Genomic DNA, 20,575 nt, shown 5'->3' with positions numbered 1-20,575 from the left:
GAACCGATGATCCGCGCCCGTTTCGGCACTTTGCGCGGATTGGTCCGTCTGATGCTGTCCTATCCGCAACTTGCGTTCGGCCTGTCAGCCCGTCGCCAACCCGATCCGGCGCAGGTTCGGCGGCTGGTGTTCGTGTGTCAGGGCAATATTTGCCGTAGCGCCTTTGCCGATGTCGCTGCGCGACGGTTGGGGATGCGCGCCGCGTCCTTTGGCCTTTCGACCACTACCGGGCGAGCGGCGCATGGCCCTGCGATCGTTGCGGCGCACGGGCTGGGCCATGACCTGTCGGACCATCGCGCCCTGGACCTGGCCGACTATACGCCGCAGCAGGGGGATCTGCTGCTGGCGATGGAGGTGCGGCAATTGCATCGACTGGCCGCCGATCCGCGTCTTGGCGATACGCCCCGGCTGTTGCTGGGGCAGTGGACGCGGCCGATGATGCCGCATCTGCACGACCCATATGAACTGGACGACGCCTATATGGCGACCTGCCTGCGCCGCGTCGAACAGGCGGTGGGGGGGCTGGTCAGCGCTTTTCCCGGCGCACGGCTTTCCTGAACATCTGTCCCATGTCGCGGATCCATGGCCGTGGATCGGACAGGGTCAGCACATAATAGCGCGTGCGTGGGTCGAAAAAGCCCAGCACATAGGCGATCAGGTCGGTCAACGGCCGTGCCACGAAGAAAGGATCGCCAATCCGTCCCCGCGCCAGCAGCACCCGCGCCAGCCGCTTGGTTTCCGGCACCATATAGCGCGCACGCAGATCGTCGCGGGGCGCTGGAGCGCTGTCGCTTTGGCCCAGCACCGTGCGGCGATAGGCTTCCCATGCGAAATGCGCGCCGCAATGGCGCGCCAGCGGCAGGCTGCCCCAGAAGCGGCCATTGACTTCCATCAGCCAATATCGCCCGCTATCCGCCTCATAGCGATATTCAACCATGGCCTGCCCTTCCCAATCCAGCGCGCGCAGCAGTGCTTGGGAAAGTGCCATCTGATCGCTATGCAGGGTGGCCGGTTCGGCGCGGCACAGGCTCGACACGCCCCCTTCGGGCGGCCATTCGTGCAGGCGGCGATGCTGGAAGCGCAGAGTCGCCTGCCCGGCCTCCATATAAAGCATCTGGCCCAGTCCCACGCCCCGGCAATATTGCTGGATCAGCGGCCAGCGCCCGATCCCGGCATAGCGATCCAGCAGCGCCATCAATTCGTCGCGCGTGCGGATATAGTCGGTCTTGATCCATTCCAGCCCGGCCTGTTCCAGCACCGGCATGATTTCGGGCGGATTGGCCCATTTCGCCACCAGCGGATAATCCAGCGTCGCTGCGCGGGCGGCGAAATCCTCGCCTGCCTGGGGTTGCCATGTCTGCGGCACGCGCAATCCGGCCTGCGCCGCAATTTCCAGCGTGTGCTTTTTGTCGATGGCGCGGGCCAAGCGGTCCGGGCGCGGGACCAATATGTGGCAATCGCCGATCTGCGCTGGCAGTTGCGCCAATTCGAGCAGGTCGTTTTCCGAAATGGCCAGTACGGCCTTCGCGCCCGTTTGCGCGATCATCGCCGGCAACCATTGCGCAGCGGGACCATCGGGTCGCGCGATCATGTCATGGCAATAGCGCGACGCGGCGGCGATGGCGGTGATGTCGCGCGCCACGCCATGCACCCGGACGCCCCGTTCGCCCAGTTCGCGCACGACCGTCAGGCCGATCGCGCTTTCCAGACCCAGAACCAGCGCACCGGGAAGCCCGGTCACGCAGGCACCAGTCGATGTTCATAGCGCCAGGTCGCCCAAGCCTGCTGCGCCTGACGGATGCCGGTGCGCAGTGCGTTGGGCGGTACACGGGTCAGCATGGCGGCCGGGCGGTCGGCGATGGCGGGGTCAAGGTCGCGGAAGCCCGCGCCACGCACCTGCGGCAGGCGGGCGGCCTGCGCGCATAATGCCTCGAACCGGGCTTTCACCGCGCCATTGGGCCGCTGCCGGTCGCGTGAGAGCATTTCGAAACTATGGGTAACGACCATGTAGGCACCATGCCCCTCATGCGCGGCATGGCATAGCCCGGCGCGCATTTCGGCCGATGACATGGCGCACACCTGCGCGGGGCGAAAGCCGCCGGGACGGTCGATGATGCCCGACACCGGCACTTCCACGACGCCCAGCATGTGGCTGGCCGCGATCATGTGCGGATCGGCGGAAATATGGCATTCTCCATTGAGATAGGCAGGATTAACGCTGCTGTCCCATGTCACGCCGATGGCCGCGAGCGCGCGCAGCGTGTCGTCATTCGCGCCGAAATTGCCCGCGCGAAAGGCAGTGATGGGCGGCGCTCCGGCCTGTTCCAGCAGCGCCTTTGCCCGGCCCAGCAGCAGCATCTGGTCGTTCAGGGTGAAATCGCCGATATTGCGCCCCTGCCGCCCGCCGACCGGCGAATCCTTCGCCCAGGCCAGCCATTCTGTATGGATGTGCATCTGCACTTCATGGCCGCGCGTAACGATGGCCTGCACGATCGGCACCAGAAAATCGGGGCCATGGACCAGCGCAGGCATGGGGTCGACAAAGAATATGCCGGTCAGCCCGTGTCGGTCCAGCACTTCCATCTGCCAGCCGATGCCATGCGCTTGCCCGCCCGCTTCCGCCCATATCGACCGACGCACATTGTCGTCCAGCGACACGCCCCGCTGCTGGAGCGAGGAGGATAATTCCGTGTCGACGGTGATGAGCAGCGCAGTCATGGGCGATCCGGTAGGCGACGAGCGGCAAGAATAGGGCAGCAGATATTAAGGAGGCGTAATGTTTCCAACAAATGTCTGATCAGCCACATATTGGAAAGGCATTTCCGACCCCTCAAATTCCCATACACCCCTTCACCAGACGACGCAGCCCCACGCTCGCCGTCACGCCATCAGGGCAAATTCGCCATAATTGCCCTGGAAGAACAGCAGCGGGCGTTCGGGCCGGTCGACTTCCAGCGCCACGACCTGGCCCAGCACGATATAATGGTCGCCCGCTTCGTGAACCGCATCGAGCGTGCAGTCGATCCAGGCGACCACATCGTCCAGTATCGGCGATCCGTTGGCGGATACGCGATGCGCGACCCCTGCAAATTTGTCGGTGCCGGGCGCAGCCAGTTGACGGCACAGTGGCTGCTGGTCGCTGGCCAGCACATTGACGCAGAATTTGCCGACCGCCGCAATGCGGGGCCAGCTGCTCGACGTCTTGGCCGGGAAGAAAGCGACCAGCGGCGGGTCGAGCGAGACTGACGTGAAGGAGCCGACGACCATGCCGATCGGCGCGCCATCCGCTTCTACTGCGGTGACCACACATACGCCGGTGGGATAATGGCCCAGCACGCGCCGAAAGGTTGCGCTGTCGAAACTGATCGTCGCACTCATGCCCTGGCTCCCGCATTATATCGTCCGCGAAAATAGTCAGCGAACGGGACAGTCCATCCCTGTCGGGCAGGGACGGGGAATGACAAGTGAAAAACGCTGGATGACCGATGCGCGATACGCATAGGCCATGCAGCGATTGTCAGGCCGCCATCGTCAAAGCGCGATGCCGCCCGCCGCCAGCACCGCCAGCGTTAGCAGTTCCGACGCATTGGACGCCATCGTGGCGATCTGCACCGATTTTTCCATGCCCACCAGCACCGGCCCGATCATCGACGTGCCGCCCAGTTCGCGCAGCAGCTTGGCCGATATATTGGCCGATTGCAGGCCGGGCATCACCAGCACATTGGCGGGACCGGACAGGCGGCTGAACGGATAGCTTTTCATGACGGCGGGATTGAGCGCCACGTCGGCCGACATTTCGCCTTCATATTCGAAATCGACATTGCGTTCGTCGAGCAGCTTCACCGCGCCGCGCACATTTTCCAGAAACGCGCCGGGCGGGTTGCCGAAATTGGAGTAAGACAGGAAAGCGACGCGCGGGTCGTGGCCCATGCGACGGGCGACCGCGACCGTGCCTTCCGCAATATCGGCCAGTTCGCTGGCGGTGGGGCGTTCGTTGACCGTGGTGTCGGCCAGGAACACGGTCTTGTCCTTGGCCACCATGACATGGATGCCAAAGGGCGTGCGCCCGGCCGCCGGGTCCATCACCCGTTTCACTTCGCGCAACGTCTGCGCATAGGGGCGGGTCATGCCAGTGATCATCGCGTCGGCCACGCCCATCTTGACGAGCAGCGTGCCGAATATGTTGCGATCCCGGTTCACCATCCGCTCGCAATCCCGGCGCAGATAGCCGCGCCGCTGGAGGCGGCCGTAGAGCAGGTCGACCATGTCGGGGACCAGCGGCGAATTGACGCTGTTGTGCAGCTCGAAACTTTCCGGGTCGCGCACGCCCAGCGCCTTGAGCTTGTCGACCACATCGCCGCGTCCGACCAGCACCGGCACGCCATAGCCGAGGTCGCGGAACTGGATCGCGGCGCGCAGCACCACTTCCTCCTCCGCTTCGGCAAAGACGACACGCTTGGGATTGGCCTTTGCCATTTCATAGGCGGAATTGAGGACCGAGGTGGTCGGGTTCAGCCGGGCCTTGAGCGACTGGCGATAGGCAGCCATGTCGGCGATCGGCTTTTGCGCGACGCCGGTGTCCATAGCGGCCTGCGCCACGGCGGAAGGCACCACTTCCATCAGGCGCGGGTCGAACGGGGCGGGGATGATATAGTCCGGCCCGAAACTGTGCGACCGGCCATAGGCTTTGGCCACTTCCTCCGGCACCTGTTCGCGCGCCAGTTCGGCAATGGCATGAGCGGCGGCGACCTTCATCGCTTCGTTGATCGTCGTCGCCCGCACGTCGAGTGCGCCGCGGAAGATGAAGGGGAAGCCGATGACATTATTGACCTGATTGGGATAATCCGACCGGCCGGTTGCCACGATCGCTTCGGGACGCACGGACTTGGCATCGGGCGGGGTGATTTCCGGGTCGGGATTGGCCATGGCGAAGATGATCGGCTTTTCGCCCATATCCTTGACCATGTCCGGCGTCACCGCGCCCTTGACCGACAGGCCAAGGAACACGTCCGCGCCCTTCATCGCTTCTTTCAGCGTGCGGGCGTCGGTCTTGACCGCATGGGCCGACTTCCACTGGTTCATGCCCTCGGTGCGACCCTGATAGATCACGCCCTTGCTGTCGCACATGATGACATTGTCACCTGCCACGCCCAGCGCCTTGATGAGTTCGGTGCAGGCGATCGACGCCGCGCCCGCGCCATTGACCACGACTTTGAGGTCTTTCAGTTCGCGCCCGGTCAGCATCGCGGCGTTGATGACGCCCGCCGCTGCGATGATCGCAGTGCCATGCTGGTCGTCATGGAAAACCGGGATGTTCATCCGTTCTTTGAGCATCTGTTCGATGATGAAGCACTCAGGCGCCTTGATATCCTCAAGGTTGATGCCGCCAAAGGTCGGCTCCATCAATTCGACCGCGTCGATGAAACGATCGACATCTTCGGTCTTCAATTCGATGTCGATACTGTCCACGTCGGCGAAGCGCTTGAACAGCACCGCCTTGCCTTCCATCACCGGCTTGGACGCCAGCGCACCCAGATTGCCCAGGCCTAGAATCGCCGTGCCATTGGTGATGACCGCGACCAGATTGCCCTTGGCCGTATAGTCATAAGCCAGCGCCGGATCTTTCGCGATCGCCAGCACCGGCACCGCGACGCCCGGCGAATAGGCCAGGGACAGGTCGCGCTGCGTCGCCATTGGTTTGGACGCGATGATCTCGATCTTGCCGGGGCGACCGGTCGAATGGAAGAACAGCGCCTCGCGCTCGGAAAATTCCACACTCGACTTGTCGGTCATCACTTACCCGCCTTTGCTGCCTGTTGCGCTGGCCCTAGCGGTAACCGCGCCTTGTGGGCAAGTGCGAGAAGGCTTCTTTCCTGCGCTGCGGCTTGGCGCTATCGCACCATCATGCCCAGCGCCCCGAACGACACCACAACCCAAACCGCCCTCACGCCCATGATGGCGCAATATCTGGCGCTCAAGGCCCAGGCGAGCGACTGCCTGCTATTCTACCGCATGGGCGATTTCTTCGAACTGTTTTTCGACGATGCCAAGGCCGCAGCGGCAACGCTCGACATCGCGCTGACCAGCCGGGGCGAACATGGCGGCGCGCCGATCCCGATGTGCGGCGTGCCGGTGCATAGCGCGGAAGGCTATCTGGCGCGGTTGATCCGCGCGGGGCATCGCGTGGCAATCGCCGAACAGACCGAAACCCCGGCGCAGGCCAAGGCGCGGGGTGGCAAGACGCTCGTGGCGCGCGACATCGTGCGCTATGTGACGGCTGGCACGCTGACCGAGGAAACGCTGCTCGATTCCCGGCGCGACAATATGCTGGTCGCATTGGCGATGGTGGGCGGTGAAGGCGAGATCGGTTTGGCTGCTGCCGATATTTCCACCGGCCGGTTCGAAACGATGACATTGCGCGCCGCTGACCTGCCCGCCGAACTCGCGCGGTTGCGCCCCAGCGAGACGGTCGTGGCGGAGGGGGCGTCGCTTGATCTGCCCGACGCGCATAGTTTCGATCGCGCCGCTTTTTCCAGCACCCGTGCGCAGGATCAGCTCAAACATCTGTTCGGCGTCGCGACGCTCGATGGCTTTGGCCAGTTCGGTCGGGCGGAGCTGGCCGCGATGGGCGGGCTGATCGCTTATCTCGACCATGCGGGTAAGGGGAAGCTGCCCTTCCTCGCCCCACCGCTGCGCAAGACCAGCGGCGGTCATGTCGCAATTGACGCCGCCACGCGCGAAAGTCTGGAAATCGTCGCAACGATGAGCGGCGCGCGTGCGGGCAGCCTGCTGGGCGCGGTCGATCGCACCGTCACAGGCGCAGGCGCGCGGCTGCTGGCGCAGGATTTGTCCGCGCCACTGATGGACGCAGCGTTGATCGAGGCGCGGCTTGGCCTTGTGGAAATGTTCCATGACGATGCCGGACTGCGCGACCAGTTGCGTGCCGCGTTACGCGCGCTCCCAGACATTGGCCGGGCGCTGGGCCGGGTGGCGCTGGGCCGGGGTAGCCCGCGTGACTTGGGCCAGTTGCGCGATGGCCTTGGCGAAGCGCGATTGCTGCGCGAACGGCTGGGACGATTGCCTGCGCAACCGCTGCTGCTGGCGCAATTGCTGCCTGCGCTGGATGGCCATGGCGCGCTGGTCGACAGCCTTGCCCGCGCGCTGGTACCTGCCCCGCCGACCGAGACGGCAAGCGGCGGCTATATCGCCGATGGCTATGACCCGGCGCTGGACGAGCTGCGCCGCATGGCGGGTGACGGGCGGCGGGCGATTGCCGCGCTGGAGGCGAAATATCGGGCGCAGACTGGCATATCCACCCTCAAAATCCGCCATAATGGCGTGCTGGGCTATCATGTCGAAGTGCCTGCCCGCGCCGCCGATGCACTGATGCAGCCTGACAGCGGCTTCACCCATCGCCAGACGCTGGCCGGCGTGGTGCGCTTCAATTCGGTCGATTTGCATGAAGAAGCGGGGCGCGTGGCACAGGCAGGCGGTCATGCGCTGGTCGCCGAAGCGGCCCATCTTGAAGAACTGATCGCTGCCGTGCTGGATCGCAAGGCCGACATCGCTCGTGCCGCCGATGCGCTCGCCCGGCTGGACGTGGCAGCAGCGCTGGCCGAGCGCGCGGCGGAGGGTGGCTGGCAGCGGCCCCGCTTCGTCGCTGACGATAGCGCCGGTCCCTGCCTGGCCATCACAGGCGGGCGGCATCCGGTGGTGGAAGATGCGCTGCGCCGCAATGGCCAGCCCTTCGTCGCCAATGATTGCCGTCTGGTGCAGGATGACCGGCTGTGGCTGGTCACCGGCCCGAACATGGGCGGCAAGTCCACCTTCCTGCGACAAAATGCGCTCATCGTCATCCTGGCGCAGGCGGGCGCTTATGTTCCTGCCCAATCCGCGACGCTTAGCCTCGTGGATCGACTGTTCAGCCGGGTCGGCGCGTCGGACAATCTGGCCAAGGGGCGCTCGACCTTCATGGTCGAAATGGTGGAGACGGCGGCGATCCTGAGCCAGGCGACGGAACGCAGCTTCGTCATCCTCGATGAAGTCGGGCGCGGCACGTCCACCTATGACGGGCTGGCGCTGGCATGGGCGGTGGTGGAAGCGGTGCATGAGGTAAACCGGTGCCGCTGCCTGTTCGCCACCCATTATCACGAACTGACCCGCCTTGCCGAAAGCTTGAACGCGCTCTCGCTCCACCATGTCCGGGCGCGTGAATGGAAGGGCGATCTGGTGCTGCTGCATGAACTGAGCGACGGTCCGGCGGACCGCAGCTATGGTCTGGCCGTCGCTCGGCTGGCAGGCTTGCCGTCCGCTGTATTGAAGCGCGCGAAAGATGTGCTGGCGCGGCTGGAAGCGGGCAAGGCAAAGACCGGCGGCATCGCGGCGGGGCTGGACGACCTGCCGCTATTTGCCGCCCTCGCGGCTCAGCCGGAGGAGGCCGTCGATCCGCTGCGCGCGGCGCTCGACGGGATCGACGCCGACGCGCTGTCCCCGCGTGACGCACTCGATCACATATATCGGCTTAAACAACTGGTAGCGGGGCTAAAGGCGGACTAGGACACGCCCATGGTCATGCAGTTCCCCGCGCTGGGATCGCGCCGTGCGATCATCGACCGGCGCGCGATATCCGACAGCATAAACGCCCTGGCGCACGAGCATCGGGGCGATCCCGTTCGGTTGCGCGGCCTGATCGTCAAGGAATTGAAAGCAGCGCTGGACGAAGGGCGGCTGGAAGTCGCGCGCCGCCTGGAGGCAAAGCCCACGCGCGGGCGGGAGTCCGTAACCGCCTTCGCCTTCCTGATCGATCAGATCATACGCCTGCTTTATGACGCGACGACGCACCATCTCTACCCATCGGGCAACCGTAGCACGGGGGAACGAATCGCGCTGATGGCCGTGGGTGGTTATGGCCGTGGGGAAATGGCACCGCACAGCGACGTGGACATAGGGTTCATCACGCCATGGAAACCGACCGGCTGGACCGAGCAGGTCATCGAATCCATGCTCTATTCGCTCTGGGATCTGGGGCTGAAGGTCGGTCATAGCAGTCGTTCGATCGACGAAACGATGCGCATGGCCAAGGCAGACCTTACCGTGCGCACGGCTTTGCTGGAGGCGCGCTATGTCTGGGGCGATCGCGCGCTCTATGAGGAAACATCGACCCGTTTCGACGCAGAAGTGATGCAAGGGACGGCCCGCGCCTTCGTCACCGACAAGCTGGCCGAGCGGGAAGACCGGCACAAGCGGATGGGTGACAGCCGCTATGTCGTCGAACCCAATGTGAAGGAAGGCAAAGGCGGTCTGCGCGACCTGCACACGCTGTTCTGGATCGGCAAATATGTAAATCGGGTGCGGTCGGTCGCCGAACTGGTCGATGTCGGATTGTTGACTCAGGCGGAATTGCGCCAGTTTCAAAAGGCGGAGGATTTCCTGTGGGCAGTGCGATGCCACCTCCACACCATCACGGGCAGGGCGGAGGACCGCCTGACCTTCGACCTTCAGCTGGAAACCGCGACCCGGATGCACTTTACCGGCCGCCTTGGCCAGTCGGGGGTGGAGCGCTTCATGCGCTATTATTTCCTCAACGCAAAGATTGTCGGCGACCTGACTGCCATGTTCCTGGCCCATCTGGACGATCAGATGGCGGCCAAGGGGCGGCGTTATATTCCCGCCATGTTCCGGCGGCCCAAGAAGCTGGACGGCTTCGTGCTGGAACGGGGCCGCCTGTCATTGCCCAGCGATGATTTCTTTCAGGCCGACCCCGTTCGCCTGATCGAGATTTTCGCCGTGGCCGACCGCCATGGCCTGTCCATCCACCCCAGCGCAATCCGTGCCGCCAGCCGCGACGCCGGGCTGATCAACGCGAAAGTGCGTAAGGATCCGCGCGCCAACGCGGCCTTCATGGACGTGCTGACGTCCCCGCGCGACCCCGAAACGGTGTTGCGCTGGATGAACGAATCGACGGTGTTTGGCCGCTTCGTCCCCGATTTCCGTCGCGTCGTCGCGCAGATGCAATTCGACATGTATCATCATTACACGGTGGACGAACATACGATCCGCGCCGTCGGCCTGCTGTCGCGGATCGAAAAGGGAGAGCTTGGCGAGGATCATCCGCTCGCCAGCGAACTGATGGGCAAGCTGCTGTCGCGGCGCGCGCTCTATGTCTCGGTCCTGCTGCATGACATTGCCAAGGGGCGCGGCGGCGACCACAGCATATTGGGCGCGGAAGTCGCGGAACATCTTTGCCCCCGTCTGGGCCTGACGCCTGCTGAAACCGAAACCGTCGCCTGGCTGGTGCGCTATCATCTGTTGATGTCCGCCACCGCGTTCAAGCGCGATCTGGCCGATTACAAGACCATCATCGATTTCGTCGAAGTGGTCCAAAGCCCGGAACGTCTGCGACTGCTGCTGTGCCTGACGGTGGTGGATATTCGCGCCGTTGGCCCCGGTGTCTGGAACAGCTGGAAACGGCAGTTGCTGGGCGACCTCTATGATTCGGCTGAAGAACTGCTGCGTCTTGGCCATAAGCAAAAGGGTCGGGGCGAGCGTGTCACGGCCAAGCAGGCGGGGTTGCGGGCGGCACTGGGCCTGCCCGATGCGGATTTCGATGCTCTGTGCAAACGGATGCCCGAATCCTACTGGATCGCCGAACCCGAAGACATATTGTTCCACAACGCGCAGCATATATTGGCATCGGGCGAATCGCAGCTGGCGATTGCTGCGCAATATTATCCACAACGCGGTGCGACGTTAGTGACCGTCTATGCCGCCGATCATCCGGGGCTGTTCTACCGCATTGCGGGTGCCATCCATCTGGCCGGCGGCAACATCATCGACGCGCGTATCCACACAACGCGCGATGGCATGGCGATCGACAATTTCCTGGTGCAAGATCCGATGGGCGGCGCATTCCACAGCCCCGAACAGCTGGCCCGCATCCGGGGCGCGATCGAGGATTCGCTGTCGAACCGCCACCGGATGATCACCAAGCTGTCGGCGCGCCCGCTGACCCGCACCCGCGCCGAAGCGTTCCGCATCGAACCTAATGTGCTGATCGACAACAAGGCGTCGAACCGCTTCACCGTGGTCGAAGTCAATGCGCGCGACCGCCCGGCGCTGCTGTTCAGCCTCGCCAATGCGCTGTTCCAGTCCAAAGTCACGGTCCACAGCGCCCATGTCGCCACCTATGGCGAACGCGCGGTCGATACTTTTTACGTCACCGACCTGTTCGGCGGCAAGATAGAGAGCAAGGCCCGGCTCCAGACGCTGGAGCGTCGCTTGCTGGAAGCGGCTGGCGGCGAAGTCAGTGACGCGCTGGAGCGGGCGTAGAGCTTTCTACGCCCGCCAGTGCGCGCCTACCGCGCCTGCGCCACCCATGCCGCGACCTCGGCCGCAACCTTGTTCGCCGCCGCGTTCAACGGCGCACCGACGGTTGCCGCGTCGATTTTGGCACCCACTGGCTGGCTGGCAGTAAAGCGCTGCCGCGCGATCGCTACGCCTTCGGGCGTTGCCAGCACCGCGTCGAACGTCACTACCGCCTGATTGCCGGGCGCATCCAGACCGAAAGCGACGATTTCGCCGTCCAGCCGTTGGCCGCCATCGCCCGAAAACTGCCCGCTATCCAGCACGACCCGGTCAGTGGTCGCGGAAATGGTTTCGGCTAGTAACCGCCGGAACAGGTGCCGGGGCGTGTCGGCCCATTGCACCTTGGTCACATAAGCGACCGATGTCGGCCCGACCTGCACCGGGACGCGGACATTGTCGATCATCTTGGGCGCTTCGGGGTCGGCGACGATCAGCGTGCGCCCGGACCCGGCGACCCGCGCCGCGCCCGCAGGCACCTTTTGCGCAGCGTCCAGCGTCAGCAACTGCTGCGGCGGCTTGCCCCCGAAGGACACGCATCCGGGCAGCAGGACGGCAGCGCTCAGTGCCAGCGCAATGCCCGTCATCTTGGGGTGGAACATGCTCCGCTTCCCTCTCATCAAAATCATCATGGTTTATAGTCCGGCAGCGGCGGCGATCCTACGATCGACCCGGCGCCCTGCTGGTCCAGTTTCTCCGCTACCCCCCGGAAAGACCGGGACATTTCGCGCAGGTCGCGGACCAACTGGTTCACTTCCGGCATGGTCTGGGTGCTGAATGCCTTCACGCCCGGCTGTGCTTCGCCGATCGTCTTGTCCAACGTCTCGATGCTGCGCGTTGCGGCCTGCACGCTCTTGCGCAGGTCGGCCATCAGCGGCCTGCCTTCCTCGTTCAGCATCATATCGGTCGTGGCGGCCAGCTTGCCGATCTGTTCGACGGCGACCCCGGTGCGCTGCACGGCGATGCGCGCTTCGGCCAGCGTGGCCGCGATTTCCGGGCTGCGGTCGGCCAATGCACCCGACACCCGCTCGACATTGGCAAGGATGCCCGCGATCGATTGTTGATTCTTGTCGCTCAACACTTCGGTCAATCGTTCGGTCAGGGTCGACAGCCGTTCCAGCAATTGCGGGGCATTGTTAAGCAACTCGCCCAGCGCGCCGGGCTTGGTAGGGATCACCGCCACGCCATCGGGGCAGGCGGTCAGCGGATTTTCCGCCGGGCAAACGATCGGCGGCGCGCCCTTGACCGCGCCGTCCAGCACCACTTCGCTAACCCCGGTAAAGCCCACCCCCGCGATCGTCGCGGTCGTGCCTTGCAGGACGGGTGTGCCGTCCTTCACGGAAATGCGAACCTTTACGAAACTGGGGTCGCGCTTCCACAATTCGATCGCCTCGACCTGTCCCGAAGGGACGCCGGCGTAATTGACGCTCGATCCCTTCGCCAGGCCGCTGACCGACTGTTTGAAGAAGATGTCGAACTGCTTGTTGTCGCCCTCCGACAGGCGGGAGAACCAGAAGGCCGCAGCGATGATCGCCGCCAGCAACAGCAGCGTGACCGTGCCGACCAGCACATGGTTGGAGCGGGTTTCCATATCCTATTGCCTTCCGTCCGGCGGGCTGAGCGCCGCCTTATCTTGTTCGCGATCCTTGGCGCGGGCAACCGCTGCCGTTGCGGCGCGGCCGCGCGGACCGTTGAAATATTCCTGAATCCAGGGATGGTCGAGCGCCAGCAATTCGTCGATCGTGCCGACCGCAATTACATGCTTGTCCGCCAGCACCGCCACCCGGTCGCAAATAGAATAGAGCGTGTCGAGATCATGGGTGATGAGAAACACCGTCAGTCCCAGCGTCTCCTGCAACTTGCGGGTCTGGTCGTCGAACGCCGCTGCGCCGATGGGGTCCAACCCCGCCGTCGGTTCATCCAGAAACAGCAGGTCCGGGTCCAGCGCCAGCGCACGGGCCAGGCCCGCCCGCTTCTTCATGCCGCCCGACAGTTCGGACGGATATTTGGGACCAGCCTCGCTCGGCAATCCGGTCAGGCGGATCTTGTAGGCGGCAATTTCGTCACGCAACTGCGCATTGATATTGGGATAATATTCGCGGATCGGCACTTCGACATTTTCGGCGACGGTCAGCGTTGAAAACAACGCCCCGCCCTGAAACAGCACGCCCCATCGCTTGCGAATGGCCAATGCCTCATCATCCAGTCGCCCGACCATGGATTCGCCAAAGACGTGGATTTCGCCCGCGTCGGGCGTCTGCAATCCGATGATGGACCGCATCAGCACCGATTTGCCGGTGCCGGATCCGCCGACCACGCCCAAAATCTCGCCCTTGCGCACGTCCAGGTCCAGATTGTCGTGGATCACCTGATCGCCAAAACTGTTGCGAATGCCGCGCACCGAAATCGCAAATTCGCTGCTTTGCATCGCGCTTTCGATGCGGGCTTCTTCGTCGGTGATGGTGTCGTCCGCCATCAATTCCATCCGATCCAGGTAAAGAACACCGCAAAGAAAGCGTCGATCACGATGACGAGGAAAATCGCCTGCACCACGGCGGCCGTCGTGCGCAGGCCCACTTCCTCGGCATTTCCCTTGACCTGCATCCCCTGAAAACAGCCTGAAATGGCAATGATCAGGCCGAATACCGGCGCCTTGATCAGGCCCACCCACAGGTCGGTGATCGGCACGACTTCGCGCAATCGTTGCAGGAAGGTGATGGGGGGAATGTCTAGCGCGATCCAGCACAGAAACCCGCCGCCGATGACCGACAGGATCGACGCATAAAAGCCCAGCAACGGCATCATGATGACCACGGCCAGCGTGCGCGGCAGCACCAGCGCTTCCATCGGCGACACGCCGATGGTGCGCATCGCATCGATTTCCTCGGTCAGCTTCATCGTGCCGAGCTGCGCCGCGAAGGCGGAACCGGAACGACCGGCGACCATGATCGCGGTCATCAGCACGCCCAGTTCGCGGAATGTCAGGCGGCCGACCAGATTGATGGTCAGCATTTCCATGCCGAACTGGCGCAACTGCACCGAACCCTGTTGGGCGATGACGATGCCGATCAGGAAACTCATCAGGCCGATAATGCCCAGCGCCGCGACGCCCACGACCTCGAACCGTTGCACCACCGCGTTCCAGCGGAAACGGCTGGGATGGCGCATGACGCTCCAACTCGCCACCAATGTGCTGCCGAAAAAGCCGAGCAGCCCCATCATCGTATTGGCCGATGCCACCACCGCTTCGCCGATCTGGCCGACGACGCGGCTGAGCGCCGGGACATGGTCAGGGCGGATCGGCACAGGTTCATCCAGCGCACCGACTGCTTCCACCAGGCGAGTCGCGTCGCCGCTGCCCCCGCTGATGGTGCAGCCCAGCCGTTTTGCGGTGCGATGCACGGTCCATGCGCCGATGGTATCGATATGATCCACATCGGTCAGGTCGATAGACTGCACCGGACCCTGCACGGCATCCAGACGGTCGGGAAGGTCATGCAAACAGGCAATCGCCAGCGACCCGGAAAGCCGGATCACCGTGCCGTCATCGCGCATTTCTTCAGCAAGATTGGCGGCTTTATTCATGCGATGGAATTACTGATCCAATATCGGTTGCACGGCAAGCCGAAACGGCCCATCGCCCGGACAGAACGAAGCGCGAGCGGAAAAGTTTCGGATACGGCATGACGACGCACAGGCTGGCGATATACGACATGGACCGCACGGTCACGTTCAGCGGCACCTATACCGGATTCCTGATCCATGTCGCGCGCGCAATGGCGCCGTGGCGACTGGCGCTGCTGCCCGTCGTGGGGCTGGCGATGCTGGCCTATGTGCTGAAGCTGTTTTCGCGACAGCGGCTCAAGGAAATCAACCAGACGCTGATGATCGGCTATCATGTCGAACGCGCCAGGTTGATGCCGCATATCGAAAGCTATGCCGACAAGGTGGTGGCGACCAATCTGCGCAGCGGTGCCGTGGCGCAGATCGCGCAGGACCGGGCCGATGGCTATCGCCTCGTCCTCGCCACTGCCTCCTATCGCCTTTATGTCGAGCCGATCGCCCGGCGGCTGGGCTTTGACGCAGTGATCGCAACCGATCATCTCAGCCAGGATCTGCGCTATGTCCGTGCCAGAATCGCGGGCGAAAATTGCTATGACACCGGCAAGTTGCGGATGATCAAGGCATGGATGGCGGCCGAAGCGATCGACCGGACCCAGGCGCATATCCGCGCCTATTCCGACCATGTGTCGGACGCGCCGATGCTGGAATTTGCCGACATTCCTTTCGCATCCAACCCGCACAAGCCGCTGGCTCGGCTGGCGGCGGCGCGCGGCTGGACGCGGGTGGACTGGACCTAAGTCACAGGGGAGGGCAGCGCTGCCCCGGCAAAATGGGCGGTCAGGTTCGCCAACAGCATCTGCGCCATCTGTGCCACCGCCTCATGCGTCGCCCCGCCGGTATGCGGGGTCAGCACGACATTGGGTATATCGACCCAGCGCGCCGGATCGGTCGGTTCAGGATCGAACACGTCGATCGCAGCGCCACCCAACTTGCCGGCGCGAAGCGCGGCGATCAGCGCATCTTCATCCACCAACTGCCCGCGCGCGACATTGACCAGCAGGCCATCGGGACCAAGCGCATCCAGAATCGCGGCGGAAATCATCCCCCGGTTGCGCGCGTCCGCACGCGCCGCAACCAGCAGGATGTCGCTGTCCTGCGCCAGCGTCATCAGGCTTTCCGCCCTTTGCCAGGGCAAAGCAGGCTTCTCGCGCGGCCCCCACCAACGGACCGCCATCCGCATCGCCATTGCCCGTTCCGCCACGGCCACGCCGATCGCGCCCATGCCCACGATGCCCAACCGCGCGCTGCCCATCGACGCGGTGCGCGTCTTGGCCTCGATCGTCCAAAGCCCCGCGCGTAAATGCCTGTCCCCACCCACTTTCCAGCGCCGATGCGCGATCATCAGGCCGATCGCATGGTCGGCGACATCCTGTGCATTGGCGTCGCCCGCATGGGTTACGGCAATGCCCCGCGCCTTTGCCAGCGACAGGTCCACCCCGTCATAGCCCACGGTGAAACAAGCGATCAGCGACAGGCGCGGCATCGCGTCGACCAATGCGCGCTCCAGCACGAATTCGCCTGCCCATATGACCGCATCGACCCGCGCCAGCGCATTGGCATCGGGCCGTTCCCACAGCGCGATGACATCGTAACGGGCCGCCAGCAAAGGAATGATGGGGGCCAGCAAAGGCTGACCCACCAACAGCATCGGACGCGCCATCTTACCCGATTGCCCGCAACGCCTGGGTGAAATCGGCGATCAGGTCATCGGCATCCTCACACCCAATCGAGATGCGCACCATGTTGTCGCCGATACCCAGTGCCGCCTTGCGCGCGGCTGGCACCGACAAATGGGTCATCGCGGCGGGATGACTCGCCAGCGTCTCGGTCCCGCCCAGGCTGACCGCCAGCTTGGCGATCTTGAGCGCGTCGAGAAAGGCGAACGCCTCCGCTTCGCCGCCGTTCAGATAGAGCGAGAAGGTCGATCCCGCCCCGGTGCAATGGCGATTATAAATGTCCGCCTGGCGCTCGGTTTCGGGAAAGCCCAGATAGACGATCTTCTCCACCTGCGGCTGGTCCTTCAACCACGCGCACACCTTCGCCGCATTGTCGCCCGCCCGGCTCATCCGCAATTCCAGCGTCTCCAGGCTGCGCAACAGCATCCATGCGCTGTGCGGGTCCAGGATGGTGCCGATCGTATTGCGCATCAGGCGGATCGTGGTGATCAAAGCCTGCGACCCCAGCACGCCGCCTGCGACCAGATCGCTATGCCCACCGGCATATTTGGTCAGGCTGTAGATCACCAGATCTGCGCCATGGCTCAGCGGCTTCAACCATAATGGTCCCAGAAACGTATTGTCGATGGCGATCGGCGGCACATGGTCTGCGCCCGCAAAGGCGGCGTTTCGCCGGGCGACCACCGCTTCGATATCGACCAGCACATTGGTCGGATTGGCCGGGCTTTCCAAATAGATCATCGCCACGCGGCCCAGCCCCTTGGCCTTGTCGATCACAGCGCCAATTTCGTCCGCGCTCGCGCCAGCGGGGAAATCGAGCCATTGGACCCCGAACTTGCCCAATATCCGCCCGATCAGCGATTCGGTCGCAGCATAGAGCGGGGCGGAGTGGACGATCACGTCGCCCGGCTGGACCATCGCCAGCAACGTGGTGGCAATGGCCGACATGCCGCTGGAAAACAGCAGTGCATCCTCCGCCTCCTCCCATACGGCCAGCCGATCCTCGGCAATTTCCTGATTGGGACCGTTGAAGCGCGAATAGACCAGCCCTTCCGATCCGCCCGGACGGATGCCCGTCACCCCCTCGAAATGGCGCTTGCCCGCCGCCGCGCTTTCAAACGCAAAAGTCGATGTCAGGAAGATTGGGGGTTTGAGCGATCCTTCGGACAGGGTCGGGTCATAGCCATGGCCCATCATGAGCGTGGCGGGGCGCAGCTTGCGGCCGTCAATTTCCATGATCGGTGGCTTGGGACGGCGGCGGTTGCCGCTCGCTGGTACGCCGGTCAGGTCGGCTTCGGTTTCGCCGGTCATATCTCTCATCTCCTGCACAATGCGGCATCTTTGCGCCGCTGTTGATGATGCGATGGTAACGCAGGGACGGGGGGCAGGGCCAGAGGGGTGCGACATAATATTTCGCACGATCATATGAATGTTACGCGCCCCTACTTGCGCTTTCGCATCGACGGGATCGTCCCTACATCCGTCCCATGGATGTCCTCCCCCCTGTGCTGGAAGACTGGTTCGCTGCGCGCGAGTGGTCGCCGCGCGCCCATCAGCGCGCGATGCTCGCCGCCGCGCGCCGGGGCGACCATGCGCTGCTCGTCGCCCCCACCGGCGCGGGCAAGACGCTGGCGGGGTTCCTGCCGACACTGAGCGACCTTATCGAACGCCCGACCGACCGCCTCCACACGCTCTATGTCTCGCCCTTGAAGGCGCTCGCCGTCGATGTCCGCCGCAACCTCCTGACTCCGGTCGAGGAGATGGACCTCCCCATCCGCGTCGAAACCCGCACCGGCGACACCCCGTCGGACCGCAAGGCGCGCCAGCGGGTCAAGCCGCCCCACATTCTCCTCACCACGCCCGAATCGCTCTCGCTGCTGCTCAGCTATCCCGATGCGGCCTTGATGTTCGCGGACCTGCAAACCGTCATCATCGACGAAGTCCACGCCTTCGCCACCCAGAAACGCGGCGATCTGTTCAGCCTGTCGATGGCGCGGCTTCAGGCGATCAATCCCGGCCTGCGCCGCGTCGCCCTTTCCGCCACGGTCGCGGACGTCGATGCCTATCGCGCCTGGCTCGCGCCCGATGGCGATATCGACACGGTCGCCGCAGTACTAGGGGAGGCGGGGGCCGAACCCAATGTCACCATCCTGATCCCCGAAGGCCGTGTCCCGTGGTCGGGCCATTCGGGCAAATATGCCGCGCATCAGGTGATGGCGGAAATCGCTGCGCATCAAACCACGCTGGTATTCTGCAACACGCGCGGTCTGGCCGAACTCATTTTCCAGTCATTATGGTCGGCCAACGACGCCAATCTGCCGATCGCCATCCACCATGGCAGCCTGTCGATCGAAGCACGGCGCAAGGTGGAAAATGCCATGGCCGCCGGCAAGCTGCGCGCGCTCGTCGCTACCGCGTCGCTCGACCTTGGCGTCGATTGGGGCAATGTCGATTGCGTGATCCAGATGGGCGCACCCAAAGGCTCCTCCCGCCTGCTTCAGCGGATCGGCCGCGCCAACCACCGGCTCGATCAGGCCAGCGAAGCCATCCTCATCCCCGGCAACCGTTTCGAATATCTCGAAGCGCGCGCCGCGCTGGACGCAGTGGAAGCGGGCGAACGCGACGCCGATGACTTTCGCGCGGGCAGCCTCGACGTATTGGCCCAGCATGTCATGGGCCTCGCCTGCGCCGGGCCATTTCGCGAAGAAACGATGCTCGCCGAAATTCAGTCCGCCACTCCTTATAGCGCGCTGACCCCCGAAGGCTTCGCCTCCGTCCTCCACTTCATCGAAGGCGGCGGTTACGCCCTGCGCGCCTATGACCGCTTCAAACGCCTGACACAGGATGCAGACGGCATGTGGCGCGTCTCCCACCCCCGTTTCATTCAGCAGCACCGCCTGAACGCGGGCATCATCGTCGATCAGCCTGCGCTGTCCGTGCGCTTCGCCAATGGCCGCAAACTCGGCACGGTGGAGGAGGGGTTTGCCGCCCAGCTTGCACCGGGCGACAGCTTCTTCTTTTCCGGCACCGCGCTGGAAGTGGTGAAGATGGACACGACCGACCTCATCGTCCGCGCCACTTCCAAACAGGCGCGCATCCCCAGTTGGGGCGGCAGTCGCATGGCCATGTCCACGCGGCTGGCCGACCGGGTCCGCGCCTTTCTCGCCAGCCCTGACGAATGGCACCGCTTCCCGCCCGACGTGCGCGAATGGCTGGATATGCAGAAACTGCGGTCCGTCCTGCCGCAACCGGGCCAGCTATTGATCGAAACCTTCCCGCATGAAGGACGCCATTATCTTGTCTGCTACAGTTTTGAAGGCTGGAACGCGCACCAGTCGCTCGGCATGTTGCTCACCCGCCGGATGGAAAGTCAGGGACTATTGCCGCTCGGCTTCGTCGCCAATGATTATGCGCTGGCGGTCTATGGCCTCAAACCCGTCACTGACCCGCAAAGCCTGTTTTCCGCCGACATATTGGACCATGAATTTGTCGACTGGGTCGAACAGTCGAGCCTGCTCAAGCGCGCGTTCCGCGATGTGGCAGTGATTTCCGGCCTGATCGAGCGTCAGCATCCCGGCAAGCGCAAGACCGGGCGGCAAGTCACTTTCTCCACCGACCTCATCTACGACGTGCTGCGCAAATATCAGCCCGACCATCTGCTGCTCAAGGCCGCCTGGGCCGATGCGCGCGCGCGCATGACCGATGTGGGCCGCTTGGGCGATCTGATCGACCGTGCGGCCACGACCATGCTGCATGTCACGCTCGACCGGGTCAGCCCGCTGGCCGTGCCGGTGCTGATCCTCATCGGTCGCGAACATGTGGCGCAAAGCGCGGCGGAGGATGCGCTGCTGATCGAAGCGGAGGCGCTGGTCACACTGGCGATGCAGCCGGACTGATCGCCGTCTCCATATGTT

Annotated in this window: 15 protein-coding genes; 5 read left to right on the top strand and 10 right to left on the bottom strand. The window is 63.9% G+C overall.

Annotated elements, in window-relative coordinates:
• Nucleotides 1-6: 6 nt before the first annotated feature.
• Nucleotides 7-558 (top strand): low molecular weight phosphatase family protein, encoded by a 552-nt coding sequence (locus SPBM01_RS17985; RefSeq protein ID WP_188062881.1) that lies wholly within the window; start codon nt 7-9, stop codon nt 556-558.
• Here the strand turns inward: SPBM01_RS17985 and SPBM01_RS17980 are convergent.
• The 4 genes from SPBM01_RS17980 to SPBM01_RS17965 all read right to left on the bottom strand — a co-directional run bounded on the left by SPBM01_RS17980 (nt 527) and on the right by SPBM01_RS17965 (nt 5,793).
• Nucleotides 527-1,741 (bottom strand): carboxylate--amine ligase, encoded by a 1,215-nt coding sequence (locus tag SPBM01_RS17980; RefSeq protein ID WP_188062880.1) that lies wholly within the window; start codon nt 1,739-1,741, stop codon nt 527-529. The two genes, SPBM01_RS17985 and SPBM01_RS17980, sit on opposite strands and share 32 nt — an antisense overlap.
• Nucleotides 1,738-2,718, bottom strand: a complete 981-nt coding sequence (locus tag SPBM01_RS17975; protein ID WP_188062879.1) for a polysaccharide deacetylase family protein — start codon at nt 2,716-2,718, stop codon at nt 1,738-1,740. The genes SPBM01_RS17980 and SPBM01_RS17975 overlap by 4 nt, the downstream gene beginning before the upstream one ends.
• Nucleotides 2,719-2,880: 162 nt before the next feature.
• Nucleotides 2,881-3,378 carry a flavin reductase family protein gene (locus tag SPBM01_RS17970; protein WP_188062878.1) on the bottom strand — a complete coding sequence of 166 codons (498 nt, stop codon included), beginning with the start codon at nt 3,376-3,378 and terminating at the stop codon, nt 2,881-2,883.
• A 153-nt stretch (nt 3,379-3,531) separates the two neighbouring features.
• Nucleotides 3,532-5,793, bottom strand: a complete 2,262-nt coding sequence (locus tag SPBM01_RS17965) for an NADP-dependent malic enzyme (protein WP_188062877.1) — start codon at nt 5,791-5,793, stop codon at nt 3,532-3,534.
• 111 nt (nt 5,794-5,904) lie between these two features.
• Here SPBM01_RS17965 and mutS point away from each other — a divergent pair, with 111 nt between their 5' ends.
• Nucleotides 5,905-8,556, top strand: coding sequence for a DNA mismatch repair protein MutS (gene mutS, locus SPBM01_RS17960; protein ID WP_188062876.1), 2,652 nt, complete (start codon nt 5,905-5,907; stop codon nt 8,554-8,556).
• A gap of 9 nt (nt 8,557-8,565) precedes the next feature.
• Entirely contained in the window at nt 8,566-11,328 is a 2,763-nt protein-coding gene (locus SPBM01_RS17955; RefSeq protein ID WP_188062875.1) for a [protein-PII] uridylyltransferase, read from the top strand.
• A gap of 26 nt (nt 11,329-11,354) precedes the next feature.
• On the opposite strand, the gene SPBM01_RS17950 is transcribed toward SPBM01_RS17955, so the two are convergent.
• The 4 genes from SPBM01_RS17950 to SPBM01_RS17935 are packed head-to-tail and all read right to left on the bottom strand — an operon-like array spanning nt 11,355 to nt 14,946.
• Nucleotides 11,355-11,963: an ABC-type transport auxiliary lipoprotein family protein gene (locus SPBM01_RS17950; protein ID WP_188062874.1), complete on the bottom strand. Its 609-nt coding sequence runs from the start codon at nt 11,961-11,963 to the stop codon at nt 11,355-11,357.
• Between the two features lie 26 nt (nt 11,964-11,989).
• Entirely contained in the window at nt 11,990-12,952 is a 963-nt protein-coding gene (locus SPBM01_RS17945) for an MlaD family protein (protein WP_188062873.1), read from the bottom strand.
• A gap of 3 nt (nt 12,953-12,955) precedes the next feature.
• Complete coding sequence (locus SPBM01_RS17940) at nt 12,956-13,837, bottom strand: ABC transporter ATP-binding protein (protein WP_188062872.1); 882 nt, start codon at nt 13,835-13,837, stop codon at nt 12,956-12,958.
• Nucleotides 13,837-14,946 (bottom strand): ABC transporter permease, encoded by a 1,110-nt coding sequence (locus SPBM01_RS17935; RefSeq protein WP_188062871.1) that lies wholly within the window; start codon nt 14,944-14,946, stop codon nt 13,837-13,839. Before SPBM01_RS17935 ends, SPBM01_RS17940 begins: the two co-directional genes overlap by 1 nt.
• Nucleotides 14,947-15,074: 128 nt before the next feature.
• Between SPBM01_RS17935 and SPBM01_RS17930 the strand changes: the two genes are divergently transcribed.
• On the top strand, nt 15,075-15,722 hold the full coding sequence (locus SPBM01_RS17930; protein ID WP_188065809.1) for an HAD family hydrolase: 648 nt from the start codon (nt 15,075-15,077) through the stop codon (nt 15,720-15,722).
• On the opposite strand, the gene SPBM01_RS17925 is transcribed toward SPBM01_RS17930, so the two are convergent.
• Together SPBM01_RS17925 and SPBM01_RS17920 are read right to left on the bottom strand one after the other, a co-directional pair.
• Nucleotides 15,719-16,645 (bottom strand): 2-hydroxyacid dehydrogenase, encoded by a 927-nt coding sequence (locus SPBM01_RS17925; protein ID WP_188062870.1) that lies wholly within the window; start codon nt 16,643-16,645, stop codon nt 15,719-15,721. The two genes, SPBM01_RS17930 and SPBM01_RS17925, sit on opposite strands and share 4 nt — an antisense overlap.
• A gap of 1 nt (nt 16,646) precedes the next feature.
• Entirely contained in the window at nt 16,647-17,972 is a 1,326-nt protein-coding gene (locus tag SPBM01_RS17920; RefSeq protein WP_188062869.1) for a cystathionine gamma-synthase family protein, read from the bottom strand.
• 176 nt (nt 17,973-18,148) lie between these two features.
• On the opposite strand from SPBM01_RS17920, the gene SPBM01_RS17915 reads away from it, so the two are divergent.
• A complete protein-coding gene (locus SPBM01_RS17915) occupies nt 18,149-20,557 on the top strand; it encodes a ligase-associated DNA damage response DEXH box helicase (protein ID WP_188062868.1) in 2,409 nt (802 codons plus the stop codon).
• Nucleotides 20,558-20,575 lie beyond the last annotated feature (18 nt).

The organism is Sphingobium sp. KCTC 72723, assembly GCF_014280435.1.
Lineage (GTDB): Bacteria > Pseudomonadota > Alphaproteobacteria > Sphingomonadales > Sphingomonadaceae > Sphingobium.
Note: the sequence above shows the minus strand (reverse complement) of the source record. Positions and strands in the feature narration are given on the sequence as shown.